Source organism: Celeribacter halophilus (assembly GCF_018860305.1).
Classification (GTDB): domain Bacteria; phylum Pseudomonadota; class Alphaproteobacteria; order Rhodobacterales; family Rhodobacteraceae; genus Celeribacter; species Celeribacter halophilus_A.
On the sequence record NZ_JAHKPE010000015.1, the window covers coordinates 1 to 21,546 of the forward strand.

The 21,546-nt window shown below is 54.6% G+C and carries 18 protein-coding genes; 14 read left to right on the forward strand and 4 right to left on the reverse strand.

The features are described 5' to 3' along the window. On the forward strand, positions 1–423 hold a 423-nt coding region (gene mntR / locus KO492_RS03635; RefSeq protein WP_216043731.1), incomplete at its 5' end, for a manganese-binding transcriptional regulator MntR. 159 nt (positions 424–582) lie between these two features. Here the strand turns inward: mntR and KO492_RS03640 are convergent. Further along, the gene (locus KO492_RS03640; RefSeq protein WP_216043732.1) at positions 583–1,287 is read right to left on the reverse strand and encodes a TetR/AcrR family transcriptional regulator; all 705 of its coding nucleotides are present in this window, start codon (positions 1,285–1,287) and stop codon (positions 583–585) included. 152 nt (positions 1,288–1,439) lie between these two features. Here KO492_RS03640 and KO492_RS03645 point away from each other — a divergent pair, with 152 nt between their 5' ends. The 8 genes from KO492_RS03645 (at position 1,440) to KO492_RS03680 (ending at position 12,313) form a co-directional block, all read left to right on the forward strand. Then, a complete protein-coding gene (locus KO492_RS03645; protein ID WP_216043733.1) occupies positions 1,440–3,539 on the forward strand; it encodes a hydantoinase/oxoprolinase family protein in 2,100 nt (699 codons plus the stop codon). Beyond that, on the forward strand, positions 3,536–5,134 hold the full coding sequence (locus KO492_RS03650) for a hydantoinase B/oxoprolinase family protein (protein ID WP_066605513.1): 1,599 nt from the start codon (positions 3,536–3,538) through the stop codon (positions 5,132–5,134). Before KO492_RS03645 ends, KO492_RS03650 begins: the two co-directional genes overlap by 4 nt. A 70-nt stretch (positions 5,135–5,204) precedes the next feature. After that, complete coding sequence (locus tag KO492_RS03655; RefSeq protein WP_252735257.1) at positions 5,205–6,218, forward strand: TRAP transporter substrate-binding protein; 1,014 nt, start codon at positions 5,205–5,207, stop codon at positions 6,216–6,218. 14 nt (positions 6,219–6,232) lie between these two features. Further along, positions 6,233–6,784, forward strand: coding sequence for a TRAP transporter small permease (locus tag KO492_RS03660; RefSeq protein WP_066605511.1), 552 nt, complete (start codon positions 6,233–6,235; stop codon positions 6,782–6,784). Beyond that, complete coding sequence (locus tag KO492_RS03665; protein WP_066605507.1) at positions 6,778–8,070, forward strand: TRAP transporter large permease; 1,293 nt, start codon at positions 6,778–6,780, stop codon at positions 8,068–8,070. The genes KO492_RS03660 and KO492_RS03665 overlap by 7 nt, the downstream gene beginning before the upstream one ends. Positions 8,071–8,074: 4 nt before the next feature. Beyond that, positions 8,075–10,186 carry a hydantoinase/oxoprolinase family protein gene (locus KO492_RS03670; RefSeq protein ID WP_216043734.1) on the forward strand — a complete coding sequence of 704 codons (2,112 nt, stop codon included), beginning with the start codon at positions 8,075–8,077 and terminating at the stop codon, positions 10,184–10,186. Beyond that, positions 10,183–11,850, forward strand: coding sequence for a hydantoinase B/oxoprolinase family protein (locus KO492_RS03675; protein ID WP_066605500.1), 1,668 nt, complete (start codon positions 10,183–10,185; stop codon positions 11,848–11,850). The genes KO492_RS03670 and KO492_RS03675 overlap by 4 nt, the downstream gene beginning before the upstream one ends. A gap of 253 nt (positions 11,851–12,103) precedes the next feature. After that, positions 12,104–12,313 (forward strand): hypothetical protein, encoded by a 210-nt coding sequence (locus tag KO492_RS03680; protein WP_216043735.1) that lies wholly within the window; start codon positions 12,104–12,106, stop codon positions 12,311–12,313. 77 nt (positions 12,314–12,390) lie between these two features. On the opposite strand, the gene KO492_RS03685 is transcribed toward KO492_RS03680, so the two are convergent. From KO492_RS03685 to denD, 3 genes are read right to left on the reverse strand one after another with little or no spacing between them, the layout of a single operon-like run. Next, positions 12,391–14,172, reverse strand: a complete 1,782-nt coding sequence (locus tag KO492_RS03685) for an IlvD/Edd family dehydratase (RefSeq protein ID WP_216043736.1) — start codon at positions 14,170–14,172, stop codon at positions 12,391–12,393. Beyond that, entirely contained in the window at positions 14,169–15,074 is a 906-nt protein-coding gene (locus KO492_RS03690; protein WP_066605491.1) for an NAD(P)-dependent oxidoreductase, read from the reverse strand. The genes KO492_RS03685 and KO492_RS03690 overlap by 4 nt, the downstream gene beginning before the upstream one ends. Then, on the reverse strand, positions 15,071–16,054 hold the full coding sequence (denD, locus tag KO492_RS03695) for a D-erythronate dehydrogenase (protein WP_066605490.1): 984 nt from the start codon (positions 16,052–16,054) through the stop codon (positions 15,071–15,073). The genes KO492_RS03690 and denD overlap by 4 nt, the downstream gene beginning before the upstream one ends. A gap of 126 nt (positions 16,055–16,180) precedes the next feature. Here denD and KO492_RS03700 point away from each other — a divergent pair, with 126 nt between their 5' ends. The 5 genes from KO492_RS03700 to KO492_RS03720 all read left to right on the forward strand — a co-directional run bounded on the left by KO492_RS03700 (position 16,181) and on the right by KO492_RS03720 (position 21,504). Beyond that, on the forward strand, positions 16,181–17,617 hold the full coding sequence (locus tag KO492_RS03700; protein ID WP_066605489.1) for an FAD-binding oxidoreductase: 1,437 nt from the start codon (positions 16,181–16,183) through the stop codon (positions 17,615–17,617). A gap of 36 nt (positions 17,618–17,653) precedes the next feature. Further along, a complete protein-coding gene (locus KO492_RS03705) occupies positions 17,654–18,370 on the forward strand; it encodes a FadR/GntR family transcriptional regulator (RefSeq protein WP_066605488.1) in 717 nt (238 codons plus the stop codon). 139 nt (positions 18,371–18,509) lie between these two features. Next, on the forward strand, positions 18,510–19,676 hold the full coding sequence (locus tag KO492_RS03710) for a fumarylacetoacetate hydrolase family protein (protein ID WP_231730550.1): 1,167 nt from the start codon (positions 18,510–18,512) through the stop codon (positions 19,674–19,676). 2 nt (positions 19,677–19,678) lie between these two features. Further along, complete coding sequence (locus tag KO492_RS03715; protein ID WP_066605481.1) at positions 19,679–20,230, forward strand: TRAP transporter small permease; 552 nt, start codon at positions 19,679–19,681, stop codon at positions 20,228–20,230. Continuing rightward, positions 20,227–21,504: a TRAP transporter large permease gene (locus KO492_RS03720; RefSeq protein ID WP_066605478.1), complete on the forward strand. Its 1,278-nt coding sequence runs from the start codon at positions 20,227–20,229 to the stop codon at positions 21,502–21,504. Before KO492_RS03715 ends, KO492_RS03720 begins: the two co-directional genes overlap by 4 nt. Positions 21,505–21,546: the final 42 nt, after the last annotated feature.

A 21,546-nucleotide genomic window follows, 5' to 3' on the forward strand; every position in this document is an offset into this window, starting at 1 on the left:
TTTCTCGATGAAACCAAGCCAGCGAACCGTTTTGCCCGCGCCAGAGAAGCTCAGTCTGCGGCCTTGCTTGAGGACTATGCCGAGATGATCGGCGATCTTATTGAGGAATTAGGAGAAGCCCGCGTGGCTGACATCGCCAAACGGATGGGGGTGTCACAGCCTACCGCGACGAAATCCGTTGCACGGCTGAAGCGCGAAGGTCTCGCCACATCACGCCCGTATAGGGGTATATTCCTGACCGAAGAAGGGACGGCCTTGGCGACTCGTGTTCGCGCACGGCACAGGACAGTTGTCGAATTCCTGATCAAAATGGGGGTTCCCAAAGACATCGCGGAATTGGATGCCGAAGGTATAGAGCATCATGTTTCTCAGGTTACACTGACCGTGTTCGAAAAAGTCGTCGCGGGCAATAAAGGTGACTGACTGGAAGGTTCGCGTTCGGCAACGGACCTTCTCTCCAGCGAGCCTGAATGTCCGTTGTGGGCCGTTCGCGTCATTCGACATAGGCGGCGGATTGCGGACATTCGCTGCGGTTCGCTCCAAAGTCTGTTATGCGGATATCATAGGATCGCCACGACCAGTTCAATTGGACGAGGTCGGAGCCGTTAGCTCATTGCTTGGAATATCTGACGGCTGACGAAGCACCCAGCGTCTTACGTTGTCGCGTATCAACATTTCCCGGCGTTTGATGAAGTCCTTATCGTGCAGATCAATGTCGAAGGTGATCCCGAAAGTGTATTGAGTGGCAACTGTGAACCAGCACTGAGATGCCACGACCGTATAAAGCTCAACCGGATTGAGGTTTTCTCGGAACAGCTTTTCGGAGATGCCTGTTTCGGCAATTTTTTTGTACGTGCTTACGAGGGCGGGTACCAAAAGTTGTTCTGAACCGATGAGTTTCAGGTGTTCCCCTCGCTTCAGGTTCTCAATGCCGACGAGGACGAGAAAGTCCGGATTTTCAATATAGTAGTTCAGGGTGAAAGAAATTAGTTTGTCCAGTGCCTCAAGCGGGTCACTAGGCAAGGACAGTTCGGCCTCAGCTGTGCGCATATGTTGATAGGCACGTTGAAGTACCCGTCTATAGAGGTTTTCTCGATCTGAAAAATGGCGATAGACGAGAGATTTATTTAATCCGGCTTCTTTGGCAATCGCTTCCATGCGCGTGCCTTCAAGGCCATTTTGTACAAATTGATTGTGAGCGGCCTGAAGGATGCGCTGACGTGTGGCTTCGCTGCGAACCTCATGCGGTTTGGGCGCGCGTCCTATTGAGTTCACTGGGCTCTCCATCACATTCCCCATAAAGTCGCTTATCTTTTGGTCAGGCTATGCGTTTCAAGGGAGGCTCAGCAATGAATTTTCTTTCAGGAAGAAAATTTTGTTGACAGGAAACCTTCTCGCCTCGAATGATAACTGCAACGTTATCGTTACAGGAAGAATCGATGAAAACCAACAGGAACTTTCGGGTGGCATCTGATGTGGGAGGAACCTTTACAGACAGTATCGCATATGATGCGGAAACGCGCGTCATTACGGTATCCAAGGTTTCCACAACTCCCGAAAACCGCGCGAAGGGTACTGCAGAAGGTCTGCGAAAAGCGCTGGCACTACAAGGCGCAACAGGTGCCGATGTGTCCTATGTTGGTCATGGAATGACAACTGCGACGAATGCGGTCATTCAAAGAAATGGCGCGAAGACAGCCTTTCTGACCAACAAAGGGTTCCGCGACCTGTTGGAAATCGGTCGTCAAAACAGACCGACACTCTTTGATATTTCTGTTGTGCGCCCTGAACCGCTTGTGCCGCGGGAATTGAGTTTTACCGCTGAAGGGCGGCTGGACCATACCGGAGCGGAACTCATTCCTTTGAACGAAGGTGAAGTGCGCGATGCGGCACGTCAAATGGCGGCGGCAGGGGTGGAAGCTGTCGGAATACTCTTCCTTCATTCATACACGAATCCGGCGCATGAACGCCGCGCGAGCGATATTCTGAAAGAAGAGCTGCCCGGTGTGGCGATTTGTGCTTCGACAGACATCAATTCAGAATTTCGGGAATATGAGAGAGCTAGCACAACTGTCCTCAATGCCTATCTCAGACCTGTCATGGAGACTTACTTGCAGTCCCTATCCGGCATTTTGCAAGATGCGGAGGAGGGGCTTGGACTATCAGAAGATCGTCCTGTGATGGTCATGGATGCGGCGGGGGGGCTGATGCAGCTCGACAGTGCGCGCGAAAAACCTGTCCATACCGTCCTGTCAGGCCCTGCTGGTGGAGTTGTGGCCGCGGCCTATGTCGCGGATGCGGCAGGTATTCCCGACATTATCACGATGGATATCGGGGGAACTTCAACCGACATCAGCTTGATCCGGAACGGGCAGCCGGAGATCACACGCTCGGCGTCTCTCGAAACGGTGCCGATCCAGTTGCCGGTCATTGATATCAACGCAATCGGCGCGGGTGGCGGGTCGATCGCCTGGATTGATGAAGGTGGCGCGCTTCGGGTCGGCCCGATGAGTGCAGAGGCTGTTCCGGGGCCAGTCTGTTACGGGCGGGGTGGGGATCGTCCGACCGTGACGGATGCAAACATTGTCTTGGGCCGGTTTGACGGCAAGTCTCGTCTCGGCGGCTCTATGGAGCTTGATGCGAAGTCAGCCGCCCGCGTCATTGAACGTGATATTGCGGTGCCGTTGGGATTGAGCATTGAAGAAGCGGCCGCGGGTATTCTGCGGGTGGCCCATGCAAATATGGTGCGCGGAATCCGTGTTGTCTCTGTCGAACGGGGCTACGATCCACGGGATTTTGCGCTCGTGCCCTTCGGCGGGGCAGGGCCTATGCACGGTAGCCCCGTTGCACGTGATTTGAAAATGCCGAAGGTCATGGTGCCTCCGACTCCCGGTATTCTCTGTGCGATGGGGCAACTGATTTCGGATTTGCGTCATGATCTTGTCGAAACCCACATTTCTCTCTTTGAGGAATTGGGAGAGCGTGGGGCCAAAATTTTGATCGACCGGCTTTCTGCGCGGGCAGAGTCCTATTTGATTGCCGATGGTGTGCCGGAAGACCGGCGTGCTTTCGAGATCAAGATTGATCTTCGATATGAAGGTCAGAGCTTTGCGCTTCCTGTGCCAACCAATCCCGCAGAGACTGGATGGTGGGATGCATTGCCCTCCGCGTTTAACGATGCGCATATGGCGCGTTTCGGTCATGCCGACCCGACTGCGCCGCTTGAAGTTGTCGGAGTGAATGTCACGGGCATCGGCAAAATCGAAAAACCCCAATTGCCCGAAGTCGAGGCGGGTGAAAAGACCCCACCTCAAAACGCTCTTCGTGGGCAAAGGAAAATCTATTTCGAACCGGGAGACAGTGGAGACAAAGGCGCTTGGCACCCGTCCCAGATATGGGCGCGCGACAGCCTTCTGGCGGGGAACGTGATCACGGGGCCGGCAGCCATCGAAGAAGTGTCATCAACCACCATCCTGTATCCGGGCGACCGCGCATTGGTTCTCGCGACGGGCAGCGTAATCGTGGAGGTCGCGCAATGAAAACTTTCGATCCGATCCGTATGGAAGTTCTGCGCAACGCATTGGAGGCGACGGCGCAGGAAATGGGAGCGGTGCTCAAGCACACGGCCTTTTCTCCGAACATCAAGGAACGCATGGACGCGTCCTGTGCTATTTTTACAGCGGATGCAGAGCTTGTTGCGCAGGCCGAACATGTTCCGGTTCACCTCGGTTCCATGCTGCGCGCGGTCAAGCCGACACTGGATCGCACCGGACCGCTGGAAGACGGCGATGTTGTGATCGTCAATGATCCCTATGTGGCTGGAGCCCACCTACCGGACATCACGCTGATTGCGCCGGTTTTTATCAAGAATGAACGGGTCGCCTATGTTGCTTCTCGGGCGCACCATTCCGATGTGGGTGGTATGGAACCCGGCTCTATGCCGGGAAGTTCGAAAGAGATTTTTCAAGAGGGCATTCTCATCCCTCCCGTGAAACTCTACCGTGCCGGAGTGCTTCAGACGGACATCATGGATATGGTTCTGAGCAATGTTCGCACGCCGGAAGAGCGCCGTGGCGATTTGAATGCACAGCTGGCCGCTTTGCGTATCGGTGAACGTCGGATGGAGGATTTGGCAGATCGCTTTGACGCGGAAGTTCTCAAGGAAGGCCTCGCGGCAATCCTCGATTATACCGAACGTCGAATGCGTGCCCGAATGGCGGAACTTCCCAAAGGCGTCTGGTATGCAGAAGACTGTCTGGACAATGACGGCTCTTCGGATGATCCGGTGTGGATCCGTCTGAAAATCGAAATTGAAGAGGACCGGATTGCATTTGACTTCACGGGTACGTCGCCACAAGTGCGGGGCAACGTAAACGCCGTCGCGCCGATGTGCTGGTCGTCGATTTTCTATTCCCTGAAACTTCTAACTGATGCGAGCCTGCCGCCGAACTCTGGTGTTCTACGCCCTGTGTCTGTTCACATCCCGAAAGGCTGTTTTCTTGATGCGCAGCGTCCGGCGGCGGTGTGTGCGGGCAATACCGAGACCACACAGCGTCTTGCAGATACGATCCTCAAAGGCTTTGCCCAGATTGCTCCGGATCGCATTGCCGCGGCCTCGAATGGCACGATGAACCTGATCGGTATCGGTGGGGTCGATCCGCGAAACGGTCGGCCTTACACCTATATCGAGACCTCTGGCGGCGGGCAGGGGGGGCGGCCTATGGGGCCAGGCATGTCCGGCGTTCATGCCAATATGTCGAACACGCTCAACACGCCGATCGAGTCTCTCGAGATCAGCTATCCGCTGCGCTGCATCCGATATGAGCTGCGTGAAGGATCAGGAGGCGTCGGGCAGCACTCCGGTGGAGAAGGCATGGTTCGCGCGATCGAAGTTGTCGACCATGAAGCGCGTGTGTCTTTGCAAACCGACCGTCGTCGCTTTGCGCCCTATGGGCTTCACGGCGGCGCTGATGGCCTGCCAGGGCGCAACTGGAGAATTGTGGCAGATGGTAAACATACAGAGCAACCCGCGAAAGGGTCAGTTACGCTGAGCCATGGTGAGGCTGTTGTTCTTGAGACCCCTGGTGGCGGCGGATGGGGCCAACCACCCGCGCACGAGAACGCCGAAGGATAAAGACACAACAAAGGCAGAGACGGGAAAACCGTCCCGACACTTCAAACGTATCTGAAAAGGACCAACAGGAATGAAAATGGAAATGTTTGTGAAATGCGCAAACCGCACACTTCTGGCTGCTACTGCTGTGCTGGCTCTGGGAACCGGTTTTGCTTCAGCCGAAACGTGGCGATTTGCGACCAAAATGCCGGCGGACAGCCCCGAAGGTCTTGTCTTTCAGTATTTCGCCGATCGCGTAGGGGAATACAGCGAAGGAGACCTCACAGTGCAGGTCTATCCGTCCGAACAGCTTGGCAAAGAAGACGCCATTCTCGAGCAACTCGAACTCGGAACCGTGAACCTTTACGCCGAAGATGCCTTTTTCTTGCAAAAATGGGTTCCTGAAATCAAATGGATCGCACCGCACTTCCTGTTCCAGTCACGGGAAGAATGGGTCGAATTCACCAATTCCGATCTTGTTGCCGGTTGGTTTGCGAAAGCAGAAGACGCAGCTGGCGTCCGTGCGCTTGGTGACCCAATGGCCGTAGTGCGCGGTCCGTACCGTGTCCTGATTTCCAAAGAGCCTATAGAAAGCTATGAGGATATCGCGGGTATCAAGTTGCGGATGTATCCTGATGAGTTGGCGATTTCTGTATGGAAAAGCCTTGGCGCTGATCTTCAGATGCTTGCATGGACGGAGACCTACCAAGCGCTTCAAACCGGTGTGGCCGAAGCTGTGACAAGCCCTGCTGCGCTGGTTCAGGCTATGAAGTTCTATGAACAGGCTCCGTATATTACCCGTACCAATGAATACTGGCAGGGTTTGCCATTTATGATGAATGCTGCGGCGTTCGACGGGTTGCCTGAAAAGGACCAAGCCGCACTTCTCAAAGCTCATGAAGAGGCCGGTGCTTATTCGGTAGAGCTGATGGCGCAAAATTCAAACGAGATGCGTGCCATCCTAGAAGAGCAGGGTGTGACCTTTACGGATATGCCGCTTGAGCCATTGTTTGAACATATGGCTGACTGGTATCGCGAACTGGATGCGCAAGGCGAATTGCCCGAGGGTTTTCTTGATGATGCTCTGGCCAAACGCGCTGAGTAAGTCTGGAAAATAAGATGAAAAATGCAGTTTCATCCCGACGTGGGCCTCCTTGGTTTCGCTTGGTAGATCGTGTGCTTGAAGCGGTTGCAGAGGTCTTTCAGATCGTTGCCGAGTGTTTTCTTGCGATCATGCTGGTGATCAACTTCCTGAACATCGTTCTGCGAAATCTCGGCTTCCCAAGTCTTTTGTGGGTCTCGCCTTGGACACAGCTCCTTATGGTTTGGGCCGTTTTTCTGGCCTTTTACGTCATGTACCGGCGACATCTGGACATTGTCTTGATGATTGTTATGGGGCGTTTCGGGCACATCGGGGTGAAACTGTCCCGCATCTTAACAGCAATTGCGGGCCTCGTGGTCGTCGGTGTTCTACTGGCTGAGGTCCCGCAAATTCTTTCACGTCAAAGAGGTGCGATGGATCTCATCGGTTTGACGCGTTTCTGGCTGTCAGTTCCACTCATCGCTTCGGCCTTGATGCTGTTCGTGCATTTTCTGTTTGATCTGATCGCGCTCTTGGCGGGCTGGGCAGATGATGAAACTCCCGGAGATGAAGAGGCCATGTCATGGTAGCGGTTACGATTTTCGGTCTGTTTCTGCTCCTGATGCTGCTTGGAGTTCCGGTTGTTGTTGCGCTTGCAGCAGGAACGCTGGCTGGCTTCTGGCAAATTGGCCTCGCTGACAATCTGCGGGTGCTCTACACTTTCCCGCTCAATATCCTTGAGGGCGTCAACTCTCCGACTCTTACGGCTGTTCCGTTTTTTATATTGGCCGGGCACTTGATGACCGCCATTGGTTTGACCGAGCGGATTTTTACTCTCGCGAACAGTCTGGTCGGGCACCTTCGTGCGGGTTTGGCGCAGGTCAATGTTGTCTGCTCGCTTCTCTTTGGCGGGGTGACAGGCTCTGCGATTGCTGATGTGGCAGGCATTGGTAATCTGGTGATCAGCCAGATGGAAAAGCATGGCTATCCGCGGGCGTTCTCAGCGGCGCTTACTTGTGCGAGTTCGGTGATCGGCCCGACAATGTGGCCTTCTGTCCCGCTCTTGATATACGCTTTCGGCGCGCAGGTGTCCGTTGAACGGATGTTCCTTGCGGGCATAGGGCCGGGGATTATCCTTGTGATCGTTCTTATGCTCTACAACCGCTATATTGCGACACGGTTTGACGTTCCGCTTACTCCACGACCCAAGATGAAAGTGTTGGCGCGCGAGTTTTCCAGATCGGGCTGGGCGCTCCTTGCTCCGATGATCATTATCGGATCTGTGACATCCGGCATTGCAACGCCAGTCGAGGCCGGTGTGATCGCTTGTGCTTATACGCTTGTGCTCGGATTTGCCTACCGAACCCTGTCTTTCCAGAGGTTAAGAGGAGCTATCGGGGAAACGATTATTCTGTTCGGTTCGATCCTGATGATTATCGGCGTCAGCCACGCGATGGGGTTTGTCCTGACATATGATCAGGTCCCGCAAAGGATCGCGGCAGGTGTGTTGGGCGTCACGGAAAACAAATATGTTTTCTTGTTCCTTGTGATTTTGTTCTTCCTCGCCCTTGGCATGATCCTCGAAAATATTCCGGCAATGATCATTCTGATCCCGATCATGATGCCACTGGTCGACCATTTTGGCATCGACCGTGTCCACTTCGGGTTGATCATGGTCTACGGCCTTCTGATCGGCATTGTGACGCCGCCGGTCGGGGTTGCCCTGTTTATCGTCACGCGGATCGCTGACATCTCTTTCGAGCGGGTTTGCTGGGCGGCTGTGCCGTTCCTGCTGCCTCTGATCCTCGTGCTCTTCATCATCACATACGCTCCGGAGGTCGTGCTTTTCCTCCCGGACGTCATATTGGGGAAGTAATCCAATGACCGACAAACTACGTATCGCTGCCGACATTGGCGGCACCTTCACCGATGTCGCGCTGATCCGTGCGGATCGAACAATTGCCACGCGAAAGGTCTCGTCCACTCCCGAAGATTATGCACGCGGAGTCGCCGAGGGTATTCTGGAACTTGTAGAGGTCGAGGGACTAAAACCTGATGAAATTGGTGAAGTCATGCACGCTTGTACTGTGGCCACCAATGCCATTCTTGAGGGCAAAGGCGCACGAACAGCGCTTATTACAACCGAAGGATTTCGGGACGTGCTCGAAATGCGCCGCATACGCGTGCCTCGTCTTTATGATCCGCTCTATGAAAAACCACCAGCGCTCAGTCCCCGGAAATGGCGGTTCGAAGTGGAAGAACGGCTTGATCACAAAGGCAATGTGCTGACCCCGCTTGATGAGGCTTCTGTTCTAAAGGCTATCGAAAAAATCAAAGCCGCGAATGTCGAAGCTGTGGCCGTTTGCCTTCTGCATTCCTACGCAAACCCGGAACACGAGCTCCGCATCGGAGAACTGCTCAAGGAACATCTTCCGGATGTTTTCATCTCGTTGTCGGTGGATGTTTTGCCCGAAATTCGTGAATACGAGCGGACCTCGACCTCGGTTATCAATTCATTTGTCGGCCCGCCGGTAAAAAACTATCTGGAGTCTCTGCGTGACCGCCTCGCGGCAGCGGGGCTGCCGTCAAAATTCTTTATGATGCATTCGGCGGGCGGGATTGTGGATAGCCGCACGGTCATCGCAAAGCCTGCACAGATTGTCGAATGTGGCCCCGCAGCCGGTGTGATTGGTGCGCGTGCGGTCATGCTGGAGGCAGGTTTTACCGATGCGATTGCCTTTGATATGGGCGGCACGACTGCGAAAGCTTCTTTGATCGAAGGCGGGCAACTCATGCGCGCTGATGATTATGAAGTAGGGGGCGGGATTTCCCTGTCGTCCAAACTGGCCAAAGGGGGCGGGTATGCGCTGAAACTGCCGGTAATCGACATTTCCGAAGTCGGCGCGGGCGGTGGTTCTATTGTATGGCGCGACCGCGCAGGTGCGTTGAAAGTTGGCCCGCAAAGCGCCGGAGCACGACCCGGTCCGGCGTGCTACGGAATTGGTGGAACCGAACCGACTGTGACTGATGCAAACATGGTGCTCGGCTTTCTAAATCCCGAGGCATTGGCGGGAGGGGCCGTTCCCGTGAACCCGGAATTGAGCCGCGAAGCCCTCACCCGTGTTGTGGCTGATCCCATGGGGATCGAGCTTGATCGGGCGGCTTTCGGGGTTCACGAGCTTGTTTCGACGGTTATGACGCGTGCTGTAAAATCCGTGACGACCTTTCGCGGTCGGGATCCGCGCGATTTTTCAATGATCGCCTTTGGTGGCAACGGGGGCATCCATTCGGTTTCTTTGGCCCGCTCTCTTGGAGTGTCTAAGGTGATTGTTCCGCCGGGGGCTGGTGTGCTTTCTGCGTTGGGCTTGCTCTATGCTGATATCGAAACCTCGGCCTCTATGGCCTTGCTGAAACAGATTGATAACGTGGACCCTGCCGTTGTATCTAAAGGTTTCGCCGACTTGGCGACCCGCGTTTCCAATGAACTGGCCCGTTCGCTCAATGAGGTCGAACTGATTTACGAGGCAGATTTCCGTTATCGCGGGCAAGCCTTCGAACTCACCCTTCCCTTTGAGCAGGGTTTGTCCCTTACCGAGCAAAATGCTCTTCAGACGCGCGTGGCTTTTGATGAGGCGCATGAAAAGACGTATGGGTATCGTCTGGCCGGGACGGCCGTCGAGATTGTCAGCCTACGTGCAACCGCGCGTGTCCGCAAAGGGGCCGGTAGCCTTCCCGAATACCGCAGCCGAAAACCTGCACCAGAACGTATCCGCAGCGTCTATTTCGGGCCGGATTGGGGTCGCGTAGAGACGGCTGTTATTGATCGTGCCGCATTGTTGTCCGGCCCGCGCTCCGGTCCTGCGATCATCGAGGAATACGAAGGGACGACAATCGTTCCGCCCGACTGTTCCGCCCAAATTGATGCAAAGGGCAATATCATCGTCACTTTGCCAGTGTCGGCAACGACGAAAACTCTGGAGGCCGCAGAATGAGCAAGATCGATCCAATTCGCCTCGAAGTCATGAAGAATGCTTTTGACGCAATCGCAGATGAGATGGCGCTCATGTTGATGCGTGCTGCATATTCTCCGATCGTTCGGGACAGTATGGACTACTCCACAGCAATCTGTGATGCGCAAGGCCAGACACTTGCGCAGGGGGTAACGACCCCGATGCATTTGGGCAGTTTCTATGACGCGATGCAGCATCTGATGACGCGTTACGAGGGTGATATCCATCCGGGAGACGTTTTTATCGGAAATGACCCTTACGCCGCCGCTGGACAGCATTTGCCCGATATCTATATTGTAGAGCCGATCTTCTTTGAGGGCCGTCTTGTGGCGTGGACCACGACTCTCGCACACCACGCCGACGTTGGCGGTATTGTGCCCGGATCGAATGCTTTGGGTGCGGTGGAAATCTATCAGGAAGGTCTCCGGCTCCCGTTCTTGAAGCTCTACAATCAAGGTGAAATGAATACTGCGATCTGGGAGATCCTCGCGCTGAATGTGCGTGTGCCGGAGATGGTGCAAGGCGATCTTCGGGCGCAAATGGCGGCGAGCAAGGCTGGCCGGAAGTCCTTTGGCGAACTTGTTGCCCGCTATGGTATTGATGAAGTGCTCGCCTGCGCAGAAGAGTTGCATGATTACGCTGAGCGCCTTGGGCGCGCCGAAATCCGTGATCTGCCAAATGGGGAATACCATTTCACAGATCATATTGACGGACTGGGAGAGACACCTGAACCGATTGTAATTCAAATCGCGCTCACCATTCACGACGATACAATCTCTGTCGATTTTGCCGGCTCTTCGCCGCAGGTTAAGGGAGGTGTCAATACGCCGCTGCCGTTCACAAAGGCATCGGTCTATACAGCCCTGCGGTCGATTATGCTTTCGGACATTCCGAACTGCCACGGGTTTGAGCGTGTTGTAACCGTCACAGCGCCCAAGGGAACAGTTGTCAATTCTGTTCATCCAGCTCCCTGCGGTGCGCGGGGGATTACGGGCTACAGAGTCATCGACGGTATGTTCGGCGCATTGGCTCAGGTCGTGCCGGACAGGGTCACGGCTGATGGTATGGGCGGGTCAACCGTGCCGACCTTTGCCGGCTGGCACGACGGTCAGGCCTTTGTCTTTACAGAAACCGTTATGGGAACCTGGGGCGCAAGTTCTGCGCATGACGGGCAGGTTGGTGTGCCGCATATGGGGGCCAATCAGGCCAATGTTCCCATCGAGATGATCGAGGCATCTTATCCATTACGTGTCAAACGCTACGGGATTATGCCCGATACGGGAGGAAGTGGACGCTATCGCGGTGGGAATGCCTTCATTCGGGAATACGAGTACCTTGGTGAGGAAGAGGGGCTGATGTCTCTGCGATCCGATAAACGTGATTTTCTGCCGCATGGTCTGGAGGGCGGATCCGAGGGAACAGGTCCGGTCAACCTTCTGATACAAGATGGCAAAGAAACCCAGTTGCCGGTTCTCGTGACAGAGCCTTATGCCTTAAAGAAGGGCGATGTTTTCCGTCACATTTCACCCTCCGGCGGTGGATTTGGACCTGCCTCTGAAAGGTCTCTAGCGGAGGTGGCGGCTGATGTTGAGGCTGGTTTGATTTCTGCGGCAACAGCCATGCGCGACTATGGTTTGCCGGTTTGACCGGCGAACTGAAACTGGTCAGTGGGATTGATCACAATGAAACGTATCGGCTTTACCGGTGACCTATAGATTCGACTATTTTACAGTCGTTGTCATTTGTCCTTAAATCGAAATTTGTGTCTCCGCATATCGCAGCCCTCCATGCGAGGTTCACTTCTCTAACGGTTGTCGTGGCGGAGCCCCCGTATGCCAAAACTCTCGGCAAAAGCACTCGACCATTGTATTTGAAGCACTAGCGAATAAGGTCTCGTTCATGGCAGTTTTCACGGTAGCTCACAGGATGTTCAAGATTATGGGCACGGAGGAACACGGCCTAGCCGAGACAGGTGAAATGGCGGCCTTGAGAATCTGTGATTCCGACAGTGCTGCGGCAAGAGAAAAGCCGATGCCCTTTGATCAAAACAAGGCGGCGGTCGGGATTGGGATGCCATCAGTATCTTTGAGCATAAAGCCCACTTTCTGATTGGCGCCCAATCCGTTGATCGCCATTCTCGCCCGTGAGTTTTGGAAGCTTCGCAGGGCAAGGACTGACAAACGTGTCTAGTGGTTGTGACGTGGTAATTTGCGTGAGAGTTGTCTGAATTCTTCTGCCCCGCGAATGGTGGCACCATCTTGCATCTGGGTTACGGTCTCGCGGTAAATCTTTTGCCATGGCGTAGCCGAGGGAGGGATTTCGGGGAGCCCTTCGGATTTTCTCCGTGCGATTTCCTCCGCATCCACCAGCATATCACAGCGTCCTTGCTCAAGGTTGATGCGGATACGGTCTCTTGTCCGTAGCCATGCCAACCCGCCGCCCGCCGCGCTTTCGGGGGACGCGTTCAGGATCGAAGGGCTGTCTGCAGTGCCGGACTGCCGTCCATCTCCGATGGTTGGCAGCGAGGTGATTCCGCGTTTGAGCAATCGGTCTGGTGGTTGCATATTGACCACTTCTGCAGAGCCCGGCCAGCCAAGAGGCCCCGCGCCTCGGATCACCAGAATAGAGTTCTCGTCGATCTCCAGTGCAGGATCGTTGATCCGTGTGTGATAGTCCTCGGAACCGTCAAAGACAAAGGCGGTGCCCTCGAAGATGCCTTCGGATCCGGGCGTGGACAGATACCGGGTGCGGAATTCGTCCGAGATCACACTGGTTTTCATGATTGCGAAGTCAAAGAGGTTTCCGGACAGCACAAAGAAACCCGCACGTTCCATCATCGGATCGGAGTAGGTGCGAATGACCTCGCGGTCGGGGCTTTCGCGCCCGTCGAGGTTTTCGGCCATTGTAGCTCCGCTGACAGTAGCGCAGCTGCCATCAAGCTTTCCTGCTTGCAGAAGTTCCCACATAATCGCCGGAACACCGCCGGCTCTGTGGAACCTTTCCCCCAGATATTTCCCCGCAGGCTGCACGTTGGCCAAAAGCGGAATGTCATAGCCATGGGCTTGCCAATCCTCGGGTGTGAGATCCACTCCTGCATGCTTGGCCATTGCCATGATATGTGGCTGTGCATTGGTCGAGCCGCCAATCGCTGCGTTGACGCGGATCGCATTTAGGAAGGCGTCGCGTGTCATAATATCGGAGGGACGGAGGTCTTCAAGCACCAGTTCCACAGCTCGTTTTCCGGTCCGATAAGCCATTTGCCCGCGTTCGCGATATGCTGCGGGGATGGCGGCGCATCCGGTCAGCGACATGCCAAGTGCCTCTGCAATCGCGTTCATCGTGGAGGCCGTACCCATCGTGTTGCAATGCCCGACTGAAGGGGCGCTATCAAGGGCGGTCTCCAAGAATTCGTCACGCGTGATTTCGCCCGCAGCGTATTTCCTGCGCGACCTCCAGATTACAGTGCCGGATCCCACCAAATCACCTTCGTGCCACCCGTCGAGCATCGGCCCGCCTGACAAAACAATCGCAGGCAGGTCGACCGTGGCGGCTGCCATCAACGCCGATGGAGTTGTTTTGTCACAACCTGTGGTCAAGACGACGCCGTCGAAAGGATAACCATATAGCAATTCGACGAGCCCCAGATAGGCCAGATTGCGATCAAGCGCTGCAGTTGGGCGTTTGCAATTTTCAAACAGCGTATGGGTCGGAAATTCGATGGGAATTCCGCCTGCATCGCGGATGCCATCCCGCACCCGTTTGGCAAGGTCCAGATGGTGACGATTACAGGGGTTTAAATCGCTTCCCGATTGCGCGATGCCGATGATGGGCCGTCCTGCGCGCAATTCTTCGGGGGTGGTGCCGTAATTCATGAACCGTTCCAGATAGAGAGCGGTCATATCGGCGTGGTCGGGATTGTCGAACCAGTCCTGCGAGCGCAGGCGGCGTTTGGGTGTGGTGTCGGTCATGCTCTGTCCTCGGTGGTGGCTGTGCCTGCTTGGGGTGAGTTTAGCTGTTCAATATGCAGCAACAAGCCGCTGTGATCGGTTTCACCATGTCCCCCGGCCACAAAATCAGAAAAAGCATCGCGAACATCTTGCGACAAAGGTAGTGTCAAGCCCTGTGCCTGCGCTAGGTCCATCACTGCATCCAGGTCTTTTAGCTGTAAACGCGAGGGGCCTCCGGGGACAAAGTTGCGTTGAACCATCCGTGCTCCGTGCAACTCCAGAATCCGGCTTTCGGCAAACCCGCCGCGGATCGCATCACGAAATTTGCCCCGATCCGCGCCGCCGGCTTCGACTAGCATCATGGCTTCGGCCAATGCGCCGATGGTGATTGCAACGATTTGTTGATTGGCCAGTTTACACACCTGGCCCGCTCCAGATGGGCCCACATGCGTCAGTCGACCCAGAGAATCCATTACAGGCGCGATTTGTGCAATGGTTTCCGGCGTGCCTCCTGCCATAAGTGCAAGTGTGCCTTCGGTTGCGCCCACCACTCCGCCGGAAACGGGGCAGTCCACATGCCGCACGTTGAAATTGTCCAACCGGCATGCATGGTCGCGTGCAACATCAGGGGCGATAGACGAGCAATCTACCACTACGGCTCCGTTTTTTAGCGCTTCTGCAGTGCCTTGGGTAAAGAGCACATTCTCGACGGCTGCTCCGTCCGTGAGCATGGTAAAGACAATATCGGCATTGGCGACTGCCTGTGCTGGTGAGGTGGCGACAGTGGCGCCGTCGGCCTGGAGTGCTTGTGCCTTGGAGGTGTCGCGGTTCCAGACTGTAACACGATGACCGGCCGTGATTAGACGACGAGCCATTGGAGCTCCCATGAGTCCGGTCCCTAGAAAAACGATATGAGGGGTCATTGCACACCCTCCAATTCATCCTCAATGTGAGCTCGGATGATCTCTTCGAAATTGCTTTCGGCGTGGAAGCCGAGCGATTTGGCGCGTGTGGCTTCAAATCCGGGTGCCCAGCCCTCGCACATAGCGATGATAGTGGGATCCGGTTCGCGCCGGATTAGCCGGACCGCACTGTCGCCGGCAACACGACGAAGAGCCTCGATCTGTTCTCCGACAGTAGCGGAAACACCGGGCATCGAGAGGTTGCGCCTTGGGCCGATAGCATCGGTGTCCATCGTTGCTGCATGGATCATGAAGCCGACAGCCGAGCGTGGTGAGGCGTGCCAATGACGGATTGTGTCTGGAACGGGCAGGATAGCTTCTTGCCCGACCAGAGGTTCGCGCAGAATATTAGAAAAGAACCCTGATGCAGCCTTGTTGGGCTTGCCTGGGCGAATGCAAATCGTGGGGAGGCGGATGCCCACCCCATCAAAGATTCCGCGCCGAGTGTAATCCGCCAGCAAGAGTTCACAGATCGCTTTTTGTGTGCCGTAGCTCGTAAGCGGTGTTGTGTGGAAGTCATCAGGGATCGGATATGGCAAGGGTGCGCCGACCACGGCAATGGAAGAGGCAAACACTACCCGTGGCCGATAGCTTCGAGTGTCATGTTGCGTTCGAATAGCGTCAAAGAGAGCGCGTGTTCCGTCAAGGTTGATGCGGTATCCTTTGTCAAAATCCGCTTCCGCTTCGCCAGACACAATGGCGGCCAGGTGGAAGATGACATCAGGTCGACTTTCCACCAGGGCTGGTGCTGTGGCGGGATCTGACAGATCGGCCTGGCGGCAGGTTATAACCGCACCGGTGCTTTGAGGTGTCTCGGGGGTGATGACATCTACCAGGTCAATTGAACTTATGGGCTTGTCGGCCAGACGGCCTGTTTCCAGTAGATGTTGAGTGAGTTTGCGCCCGATCATTCCGGCAGCGCCAATTATTAGAATGTGCATGTGTTCCTCCGCATATCATCGGACCGATCTCCCCGCCGATCCCAACTTGTAATGTTGTCGGACAACATGATAGGAAAGACAAGAGAAGATTTGCCTGAAAGGGCCTGGTTTTGCGGAGGGACGGCGATGGACGCCATAAAAGGGCATGAAGATAAGAGTGAGACGCGTGCAGAGTTTGTGCAGGCGTTGGAGGCTCGTCTGGGATGTGAGATTGTCGTCACCGGCACTGATGTTGCCGTCTATTGTCGTGACTGGCACGGCGATATCCAGTCCGATGCTGTGGCCGTACTGCGCCCGCGCAGCACGGCGGAGGTGCAGGATTGCGTACGTGCTGCGATTGATCTCGGCCTGCAAGTTGTCCCACAGGGCGGCAATACCGGATTGGTGCTGGGCGCAGTGCCCGATGCGCCCGACCGTCAGGTGGTTGTGTCTTTAGAGCGGATGACAAAAATTCGCAGCCTTGATGCCGATAACTTTTCAGCGGTGGTTGAGGCAGGGATCGTGTTAGAAGATTTGAAAGAGAAGGTAGCGCAGGAGGGGCTTTATTTCCCGCTGGCATTGGGTGCGCAGGGCAGTTGCCGTCTGGGAGGCAATGTGGCCACCAATGCGGGTGGGGTGAATGTTTTGCGCTATGGAATGACGCGCGAGTTGTTGCTTGGGCTGGAGGTTGTGCTTCCTGATGGCAGCTTGTTCGAGGGACTGAATTGTTTGCGGAAGGACAATAGGGGTATTGATCTTAAACAACTTTTCATTGGGTCAGAAGGCACTCTTGGTATTATTACTGCTGTGTCGGTCAAGCTCTTGCCTGCGCCGGAGCAGGTGGCAACAGCTCTTCTAGCGCTTGGGTCTCTGGAAGATGCAATTACGCTCTATCGCCGAGCGCGGCGGCAATGTTGTGATCTGATGTCGGCCTTTGAGTTTATGCCGCCTATAGCCTTTGAATTAGCGAAAGAGGGTATGCCGGACCTCGTTCTGCCAATGCAGGCAGAATATCCCGCTTATGTCTTGATGGAGCTTTCCGGTTCCGGATTGGTCGATATAGACGACTTGATGGTCCGCTTCGTCGAGTTTGCCTTTGAGGAAGGGTTAGCCCTCGATGGGGTGATCGCGACGTCGCAGGCGCAGGCGCGTAATTTGTGGCTGATCCGCGAGGGTATGAACGAAGGGCAGGCCAAGCGTGGGAAGCATTTGCGTACCGATATTTCCGTACCCCTATCGCGGATGGCCGAGTTCGTTTCGGAGGTAGAGGCAAAAATTGGGACTGAAATGCCAGATGCAATCTGCGTGTCTTATGGTCATGTGGGCGATGGGAATGTGCATTTGAACGTATTGCCAGGGAGCCGCGGAGATGTGGATGAGCAAATCTACTGCGCCAAACAGATCGCCAATGAGGTTTTGGACCGCTATAACGGTTCAATAAGCGCAGAGCACGGGATCGGGCGTCTAAAAAAAGACGATTTCAGTCAAAGACTTACCGATGTTCACCGCCGATTGCTGGAGTCTGTCCGTAGCGCGATTGATCCGGCGTTGACGATGAATAGAGGGTGCCAGATCGACCTGTGACGGGAGTGGTCTGCTTGTCAGGCAAGGGGAAATTTAATGGACAATGAATTTGGACAAATCAAACGTGTTGCGCATCTTCCGACGCGAATTGCGTCGGAGTTTGCCAAGCGAATTTATGATGGCTCTCTCAAAGCCGGAGAGAAATTACCGACTGAACACGCTTTGTCCAAAAGTTTCGGGGTCAGCCGTACCGTTGTGCGTGAAGCCATAGCTCAACTCAAAAGTGAAGGACTAGTGGAAACTCGGCAGGGTGTAGGGGCGTTTGTTATGAAGCGCCCAGATCGTCAGATTCAGTTGGATGACGCTAAGTCTATGGATAAAAATGATTTTCAATCACTCTATCAACTGCGGATTCCGTTGGAGATGGAGGCTGCAGCTCTTGCGGCAGTCCATCACACTGAGGAACACATGGCGGCGCTCAGTGCTGCGCTTGTGCGGATATGCAACACAGAGGATTGGGGAAACTCCGGGGTTGCAGCGGATCTCGATTTTCACCGTATTATCGCGGAATCTACCGGAAATGACTATTTTTCACAGTTCGTCGGCGCGATATCGGATCGAATCAGCCATGTGATTGTGATCGCGCGCACAGAGGGCCAACTGGAGGATGTGATTTCTCGCACGGTTGAGGAGCACACGGCTATTCGAGACGCGATCCGCACAAAGGATCCGGTCATGGCGCGTGCAGCAATGCGGCGTCATTTGATTGGTTCAGCCCTCAGGATTGGGTTAAGTATCGAATTTTATTCATAAAATATAAATTTAAGTTTTTTTTATACATTGCCAGATTAGGGCTTGCGCCGCAGACACTCATGCTATTGTAATGTTGTCAGACAACAGGTGTCTTGCAGAGCGTATGGAGGCGCTCTGCCAATTCAAGGGAGGGTCTCAATTGGCTTTAGCGGATAAGTTGAAGGCTGATCATATCTTGCCGGCTGATCATCATCAGGCTGCACTCGTCGGTCGTGTCTGGTCGGAGGAGCAGGGCGGTCCTTGCGTAGTCACGCTGCGTAATGCTCTGGTTTTCGATTTGACGGCTATCGCCGCAACCATGTCAGGGCTTCTAGAGCGCGACGATCTCTTTCGTATATTGGAGCGTGACGACCTACCTTGTCTGGGAGGACTTGATGAGTTCCTCGATGGGACTTCAGGGCGTCTTCTGGCGCCTGTGGATTTACAAGCCCTGAAGGCTGCGGGCGTGACGTTTGCGGAAAGTATGTTGGAGCGTGTGATTGAAGAGCAGGCAAGAGGCGATGCTGCTCGTGCGCAGGAAATCCGTGGACGTCTAGCACCTGTCATCGGGGAGAACCTACGTGATATCAAGGCGGGCTCCGCCAAGGCGGCGCAAGTCAAGACGTTGCTACAAGATATGGGTCTGTGGTCTCAATATCTCGAGGTCGGTATCGGACCGGATGCCGAGATTTTTACAAAGTCACAACCCATGTCCGCAGTAGGATGCGGTGAGCGCGTGGGTATCCACTCAATGTCCCATTGGAACAATCCGGAGCCTGAAGTTGTATTGGTTTTGCGCGCGGACGGAAGCATTGTTGGCGCGTCTCTCGGCAATGATGTCAATCTGCGTGATGTAGAAGGGCGTTCGGCGCTGCTTCTAGGAAAAGCAAAAGACAACAATGCCTCTTGTGCTCTCGGGCCGTTTATCCGCCTTTTTGATGATACGTTCGCGTTCGACGATCTTGATAAGGTTGTTGTGTCGCTTTCCGTTGAAGGTGAAGACGGGTTCACAATGACGGGCGAAAGTCCGATGCAGGCAATCTCGCGCAGCCCTACTGATCTTGTCGGACAAATGCGCAACCGCTCTCACCAGTACCCAGACGGCGCTGTATTGTTCCTTGGCACAATGTTTGCGCCAACTAAGGACCGCCACGGTGTTGGGCAAGGGTTTACGCATGAAACGGGAGACCGCGTCGAGATCTCGGCTCCGTCTCTGGGATGTTTGGTGAACAGTGTAGATTACAGCGATGCCTGTCCGGAATGGTCGTTTGGCACAGTGGCCCTGTTCCGCAACCTGTTCTCCCGAGGTCTCGGGGAGAAGGTGTGATCATGGCCCGTATAATTGATCTTTTCTACCGTCTTCTTGATCTGGTGATGATCCTGCTTCTAGCGGGAATGGCCGTGATGGTTTTTCTGAATGTGGTTCTGCGCTACGGCCTAAACTCCGGCATTCCTGTCTCGGAAGAACTATCGAGATTCTTTTTTGTCTGGCTGACCTTTATCGGTGCCGTCGTGGCCCATCGGCACAATATGCATATGGGAATGGAAACCTTTGTCGCAGCACTTGGACGACGTGGGCGGATGCTGATGATGGGGGTTTCTGACCTTCTGATCCTCGGTTGTTCTTGGGTGCTGTTTCTCGGTACATGGAAGCAGCTTCCGATCAACGCCAGCATGACCGCGCCTGTTTCGGGGCTTTCTATGGCATGGGTCTACGGAACCGGGATGTTCACTGCGGTGATGATTGCACTGATTACAGCGACGCGTTTCCTGCGGTTGGTTACAGGGCGGATTACCGAAGATGAAATTGCTGCCTTTGCCGGCGAACGTCATCAATTTGACGAGACGCCTGCCTCCGGCAGAGAAGGAGGGGCACAATGACTCTTGTTGTATTTATCGTATCTCTGATCGGGGCGATGATGACAGGTGTGCCGGTCGCCTTTGCGCTGATTCTCTGTGGCGTTTCTCTCATGAGCTACATGGGTATGTTCAACACTCAGATCATCGCACAGAACATGATGATCGGAGCGGATACCTTTACTCTTCTGGCTATTCCCTTCTTCATTCTGGCTGGGGAATTAATGAATGCGGGCGGCCTTTCAAAACGCATTATTGACTTTTCGATCGCCTGTGTAGGTCATATCCGGGGCGGTCTGGGGATTGTGGCGATCTTTGCCGCAGTAATCCTCGCCAGCATCTCGGGTTCTGCAGCAGCGGATAGTGCTGCACTGGCGGCGATATTGCTGCCGATGATGGCGAAGGCGGGATATCATTTGCCACGCTCTGCAGGTCTGATTGCGGCGGGAGGCGTGATTGCACCTGTAATTCCACCATCAATGGCTTTTATTATCCTCGGTGTTGCAGGGAATATATCGATCTCCAAACTGTTCATGGCAGGGATCGTGCCGGGTGTCCTGATGGGGGTCGTTCTGATCGCGACATGGATCATCGTCGCCCGCAACGACGATGTGGCGACCTTGCCTAAAGCGAACTGGGAAGAACGCGTTCATACTGGTGGTCGGGCGATCTGGGCATTGGGAATGCCGGTGATTATCCTTGGTGGGATCAAGTTCGGAATTGTAACGCCGACAGAAGCTGCTGTCATCGCCGCCTTTTATGCTTTGTTTGTAGGTACTTGTGTTTATCGCGAACTGAAATTGAGAGATTTGTCACAGGTTCTATTGAATGCCGGGCGCACAACGGCGGCGGTCATGTTCCTTGTCTGTGCTGCGCTTGTGTCGGCCTGGCTGATTACTGCCGCCAATATCCCGGCTGAGATTTCAGGCTATATCGAGCCCCTGATTGATCGTCCAATCCTGTTGATGTTGGCCATTATGGCATTGGTTCTTGTCGTCGGCACAGCGTTGGATCTCACGCCGACCATCTTGATCCTTACGCCGGTTTTGTTGCCGATTATCAAGGAAGCTGGCATCGATCCCGTCTATTTTGGGGTCATGTTTATCATGAATTGCTGCATCGGCCTACTGACGCCGCCGGTCGGTGTGGTGCTCAACGTGGTCAGTGGGGTGGGGAGGTTACCCCTTGGCCGCGTAATCGTTGGTGTTTGGCCGTTCCTGTTGGCACAGATCCTTGTCATCCTGACTTTGGTTCTGTTCCCGCAGATCGTCATTGTGCCAGCAAATTGGTTCTACTGAACCTTGCTACACCTTCAAACTATGAAACTTTTTCACTTGATG

What these genes read in the sequence shown, in the direction of transcription:
- KO492_RS03640 (WP_216043732.1), bottom strand. Translation starts at nt 1,287, where the DNA reads ATGGAGAGCCCAGTGAACTCAATAGGACGCGCGCCCAAACCGCATGAG.
- KO492_RS03645 (WP_216043733.1), top strand. Translation starts at nt 1,440, where the DNA reads ATGAAAACCAACAGGAACTTTCGGGTGGCATCTGATGTGGGAGGAACC.
- KO492_RS03650 (WP_066605513.1), top strand. Translation starts at nt 3,536, where the DNA reads ATGAAAACTTTCGATCCGATCCGTATGGAAGTTCTGCGCAACGCATTG.
- KO492_RS03655 (WP_252735257.1), top strand. Translation starts at nt 5,205, where the DNA reads ATGAAAATGGAAATGTTTGTGAAATGCGCAAACCGCACACTTCTGGCT.
- KO492_RS03660 (WP_066605511.1), top strand. Translation starts at nt 6,233, where the DNA reads ATGAAAAATGCAGTTTCATCCCGACGTGGGCCTCCTTGGTTTCGCTTG.
- KO492_RS03665 (WP_066605507.1), top strand. Translation starts at nt 6,778, where the DNA reads ATGGTAGCGGTTACGATTTTCGGTCTGTTTCTGCTCCTGATGCTGCTT.
- KO492_RS03670 (WP_216043734.1), top strand. Translation starts at nt 8,075, where the DNA reads ATGACCGACAAACTACGTATCGCTGCCGACATTGGCGGCACCTTCACC.
- KO492_RS03675 (WP_066605500.1), top strand. Translation starts at nt 10,183, where the DNA reads ATGAGCAAGATCGATCCAATTCGCCTCGAAGTCATGAAGAATGCTTTT.
- KO492_RS03680 (WP_216043735.1), top strand. Translation starts at nt 12,104, where the DNA reads ATGGCAGTTTTCACGGTAGCTCACAGGATGTTCAAGATTATGGGCACG.
- KO492_RS03685 (WP_216043736.1), bottom strand. Translation starts at nt 14,172, where the DNA reads ATGACCGACACCACACCCAAACGCCGCCTGCGCTCGCAGGACTGGTTC.
- KO492_RS03690 (WP_066605491.1), bottom strand. Translation starts at nt 15,074, where the DNA reads ATGACCCCTCATATCGTTTTTCTAGGGACCGGACTCATGGGAGCTCCA.
- denD (WP_066605490.1), bottom strand. Translation starts at nt 16,054, where the DNA reads ATGCACATTCTAATAATTGGCGCTGCCGGAATGATCGGGCGCAAACTC.
- KO492_RS03700 (WP_066605489.1), top strand. Translation starts at nt 16,181, where the DNA reads ATGGACGCCATAAAAGGGCATGAAGATAAGAGTGAGACGCGTGCAGAG.
- KO492_RS03705 (WP_066605488.1), top strand. Translation starts at nt 17,654, where the DNA reads ATGGACAATGAATTTGGACAAATCAAACGTGTTGCGCATCTTCCGACG.
- KO492_RS03715 (WP_066605481.1), top strand. Translation starts at nt 19,679, where the DNA reads ATGGCCCGTATAATTGATCTTTTCTACCGTCTTCTTGATCTGGTGATG.
- KO492_RS03720 (WP_066605478.1), top strand. Translation starts at nt 20,227, where the DNA reads ATGACTCTTGTTGTATTTATCGTATCTCTGATCGGGGCGATGATGACA.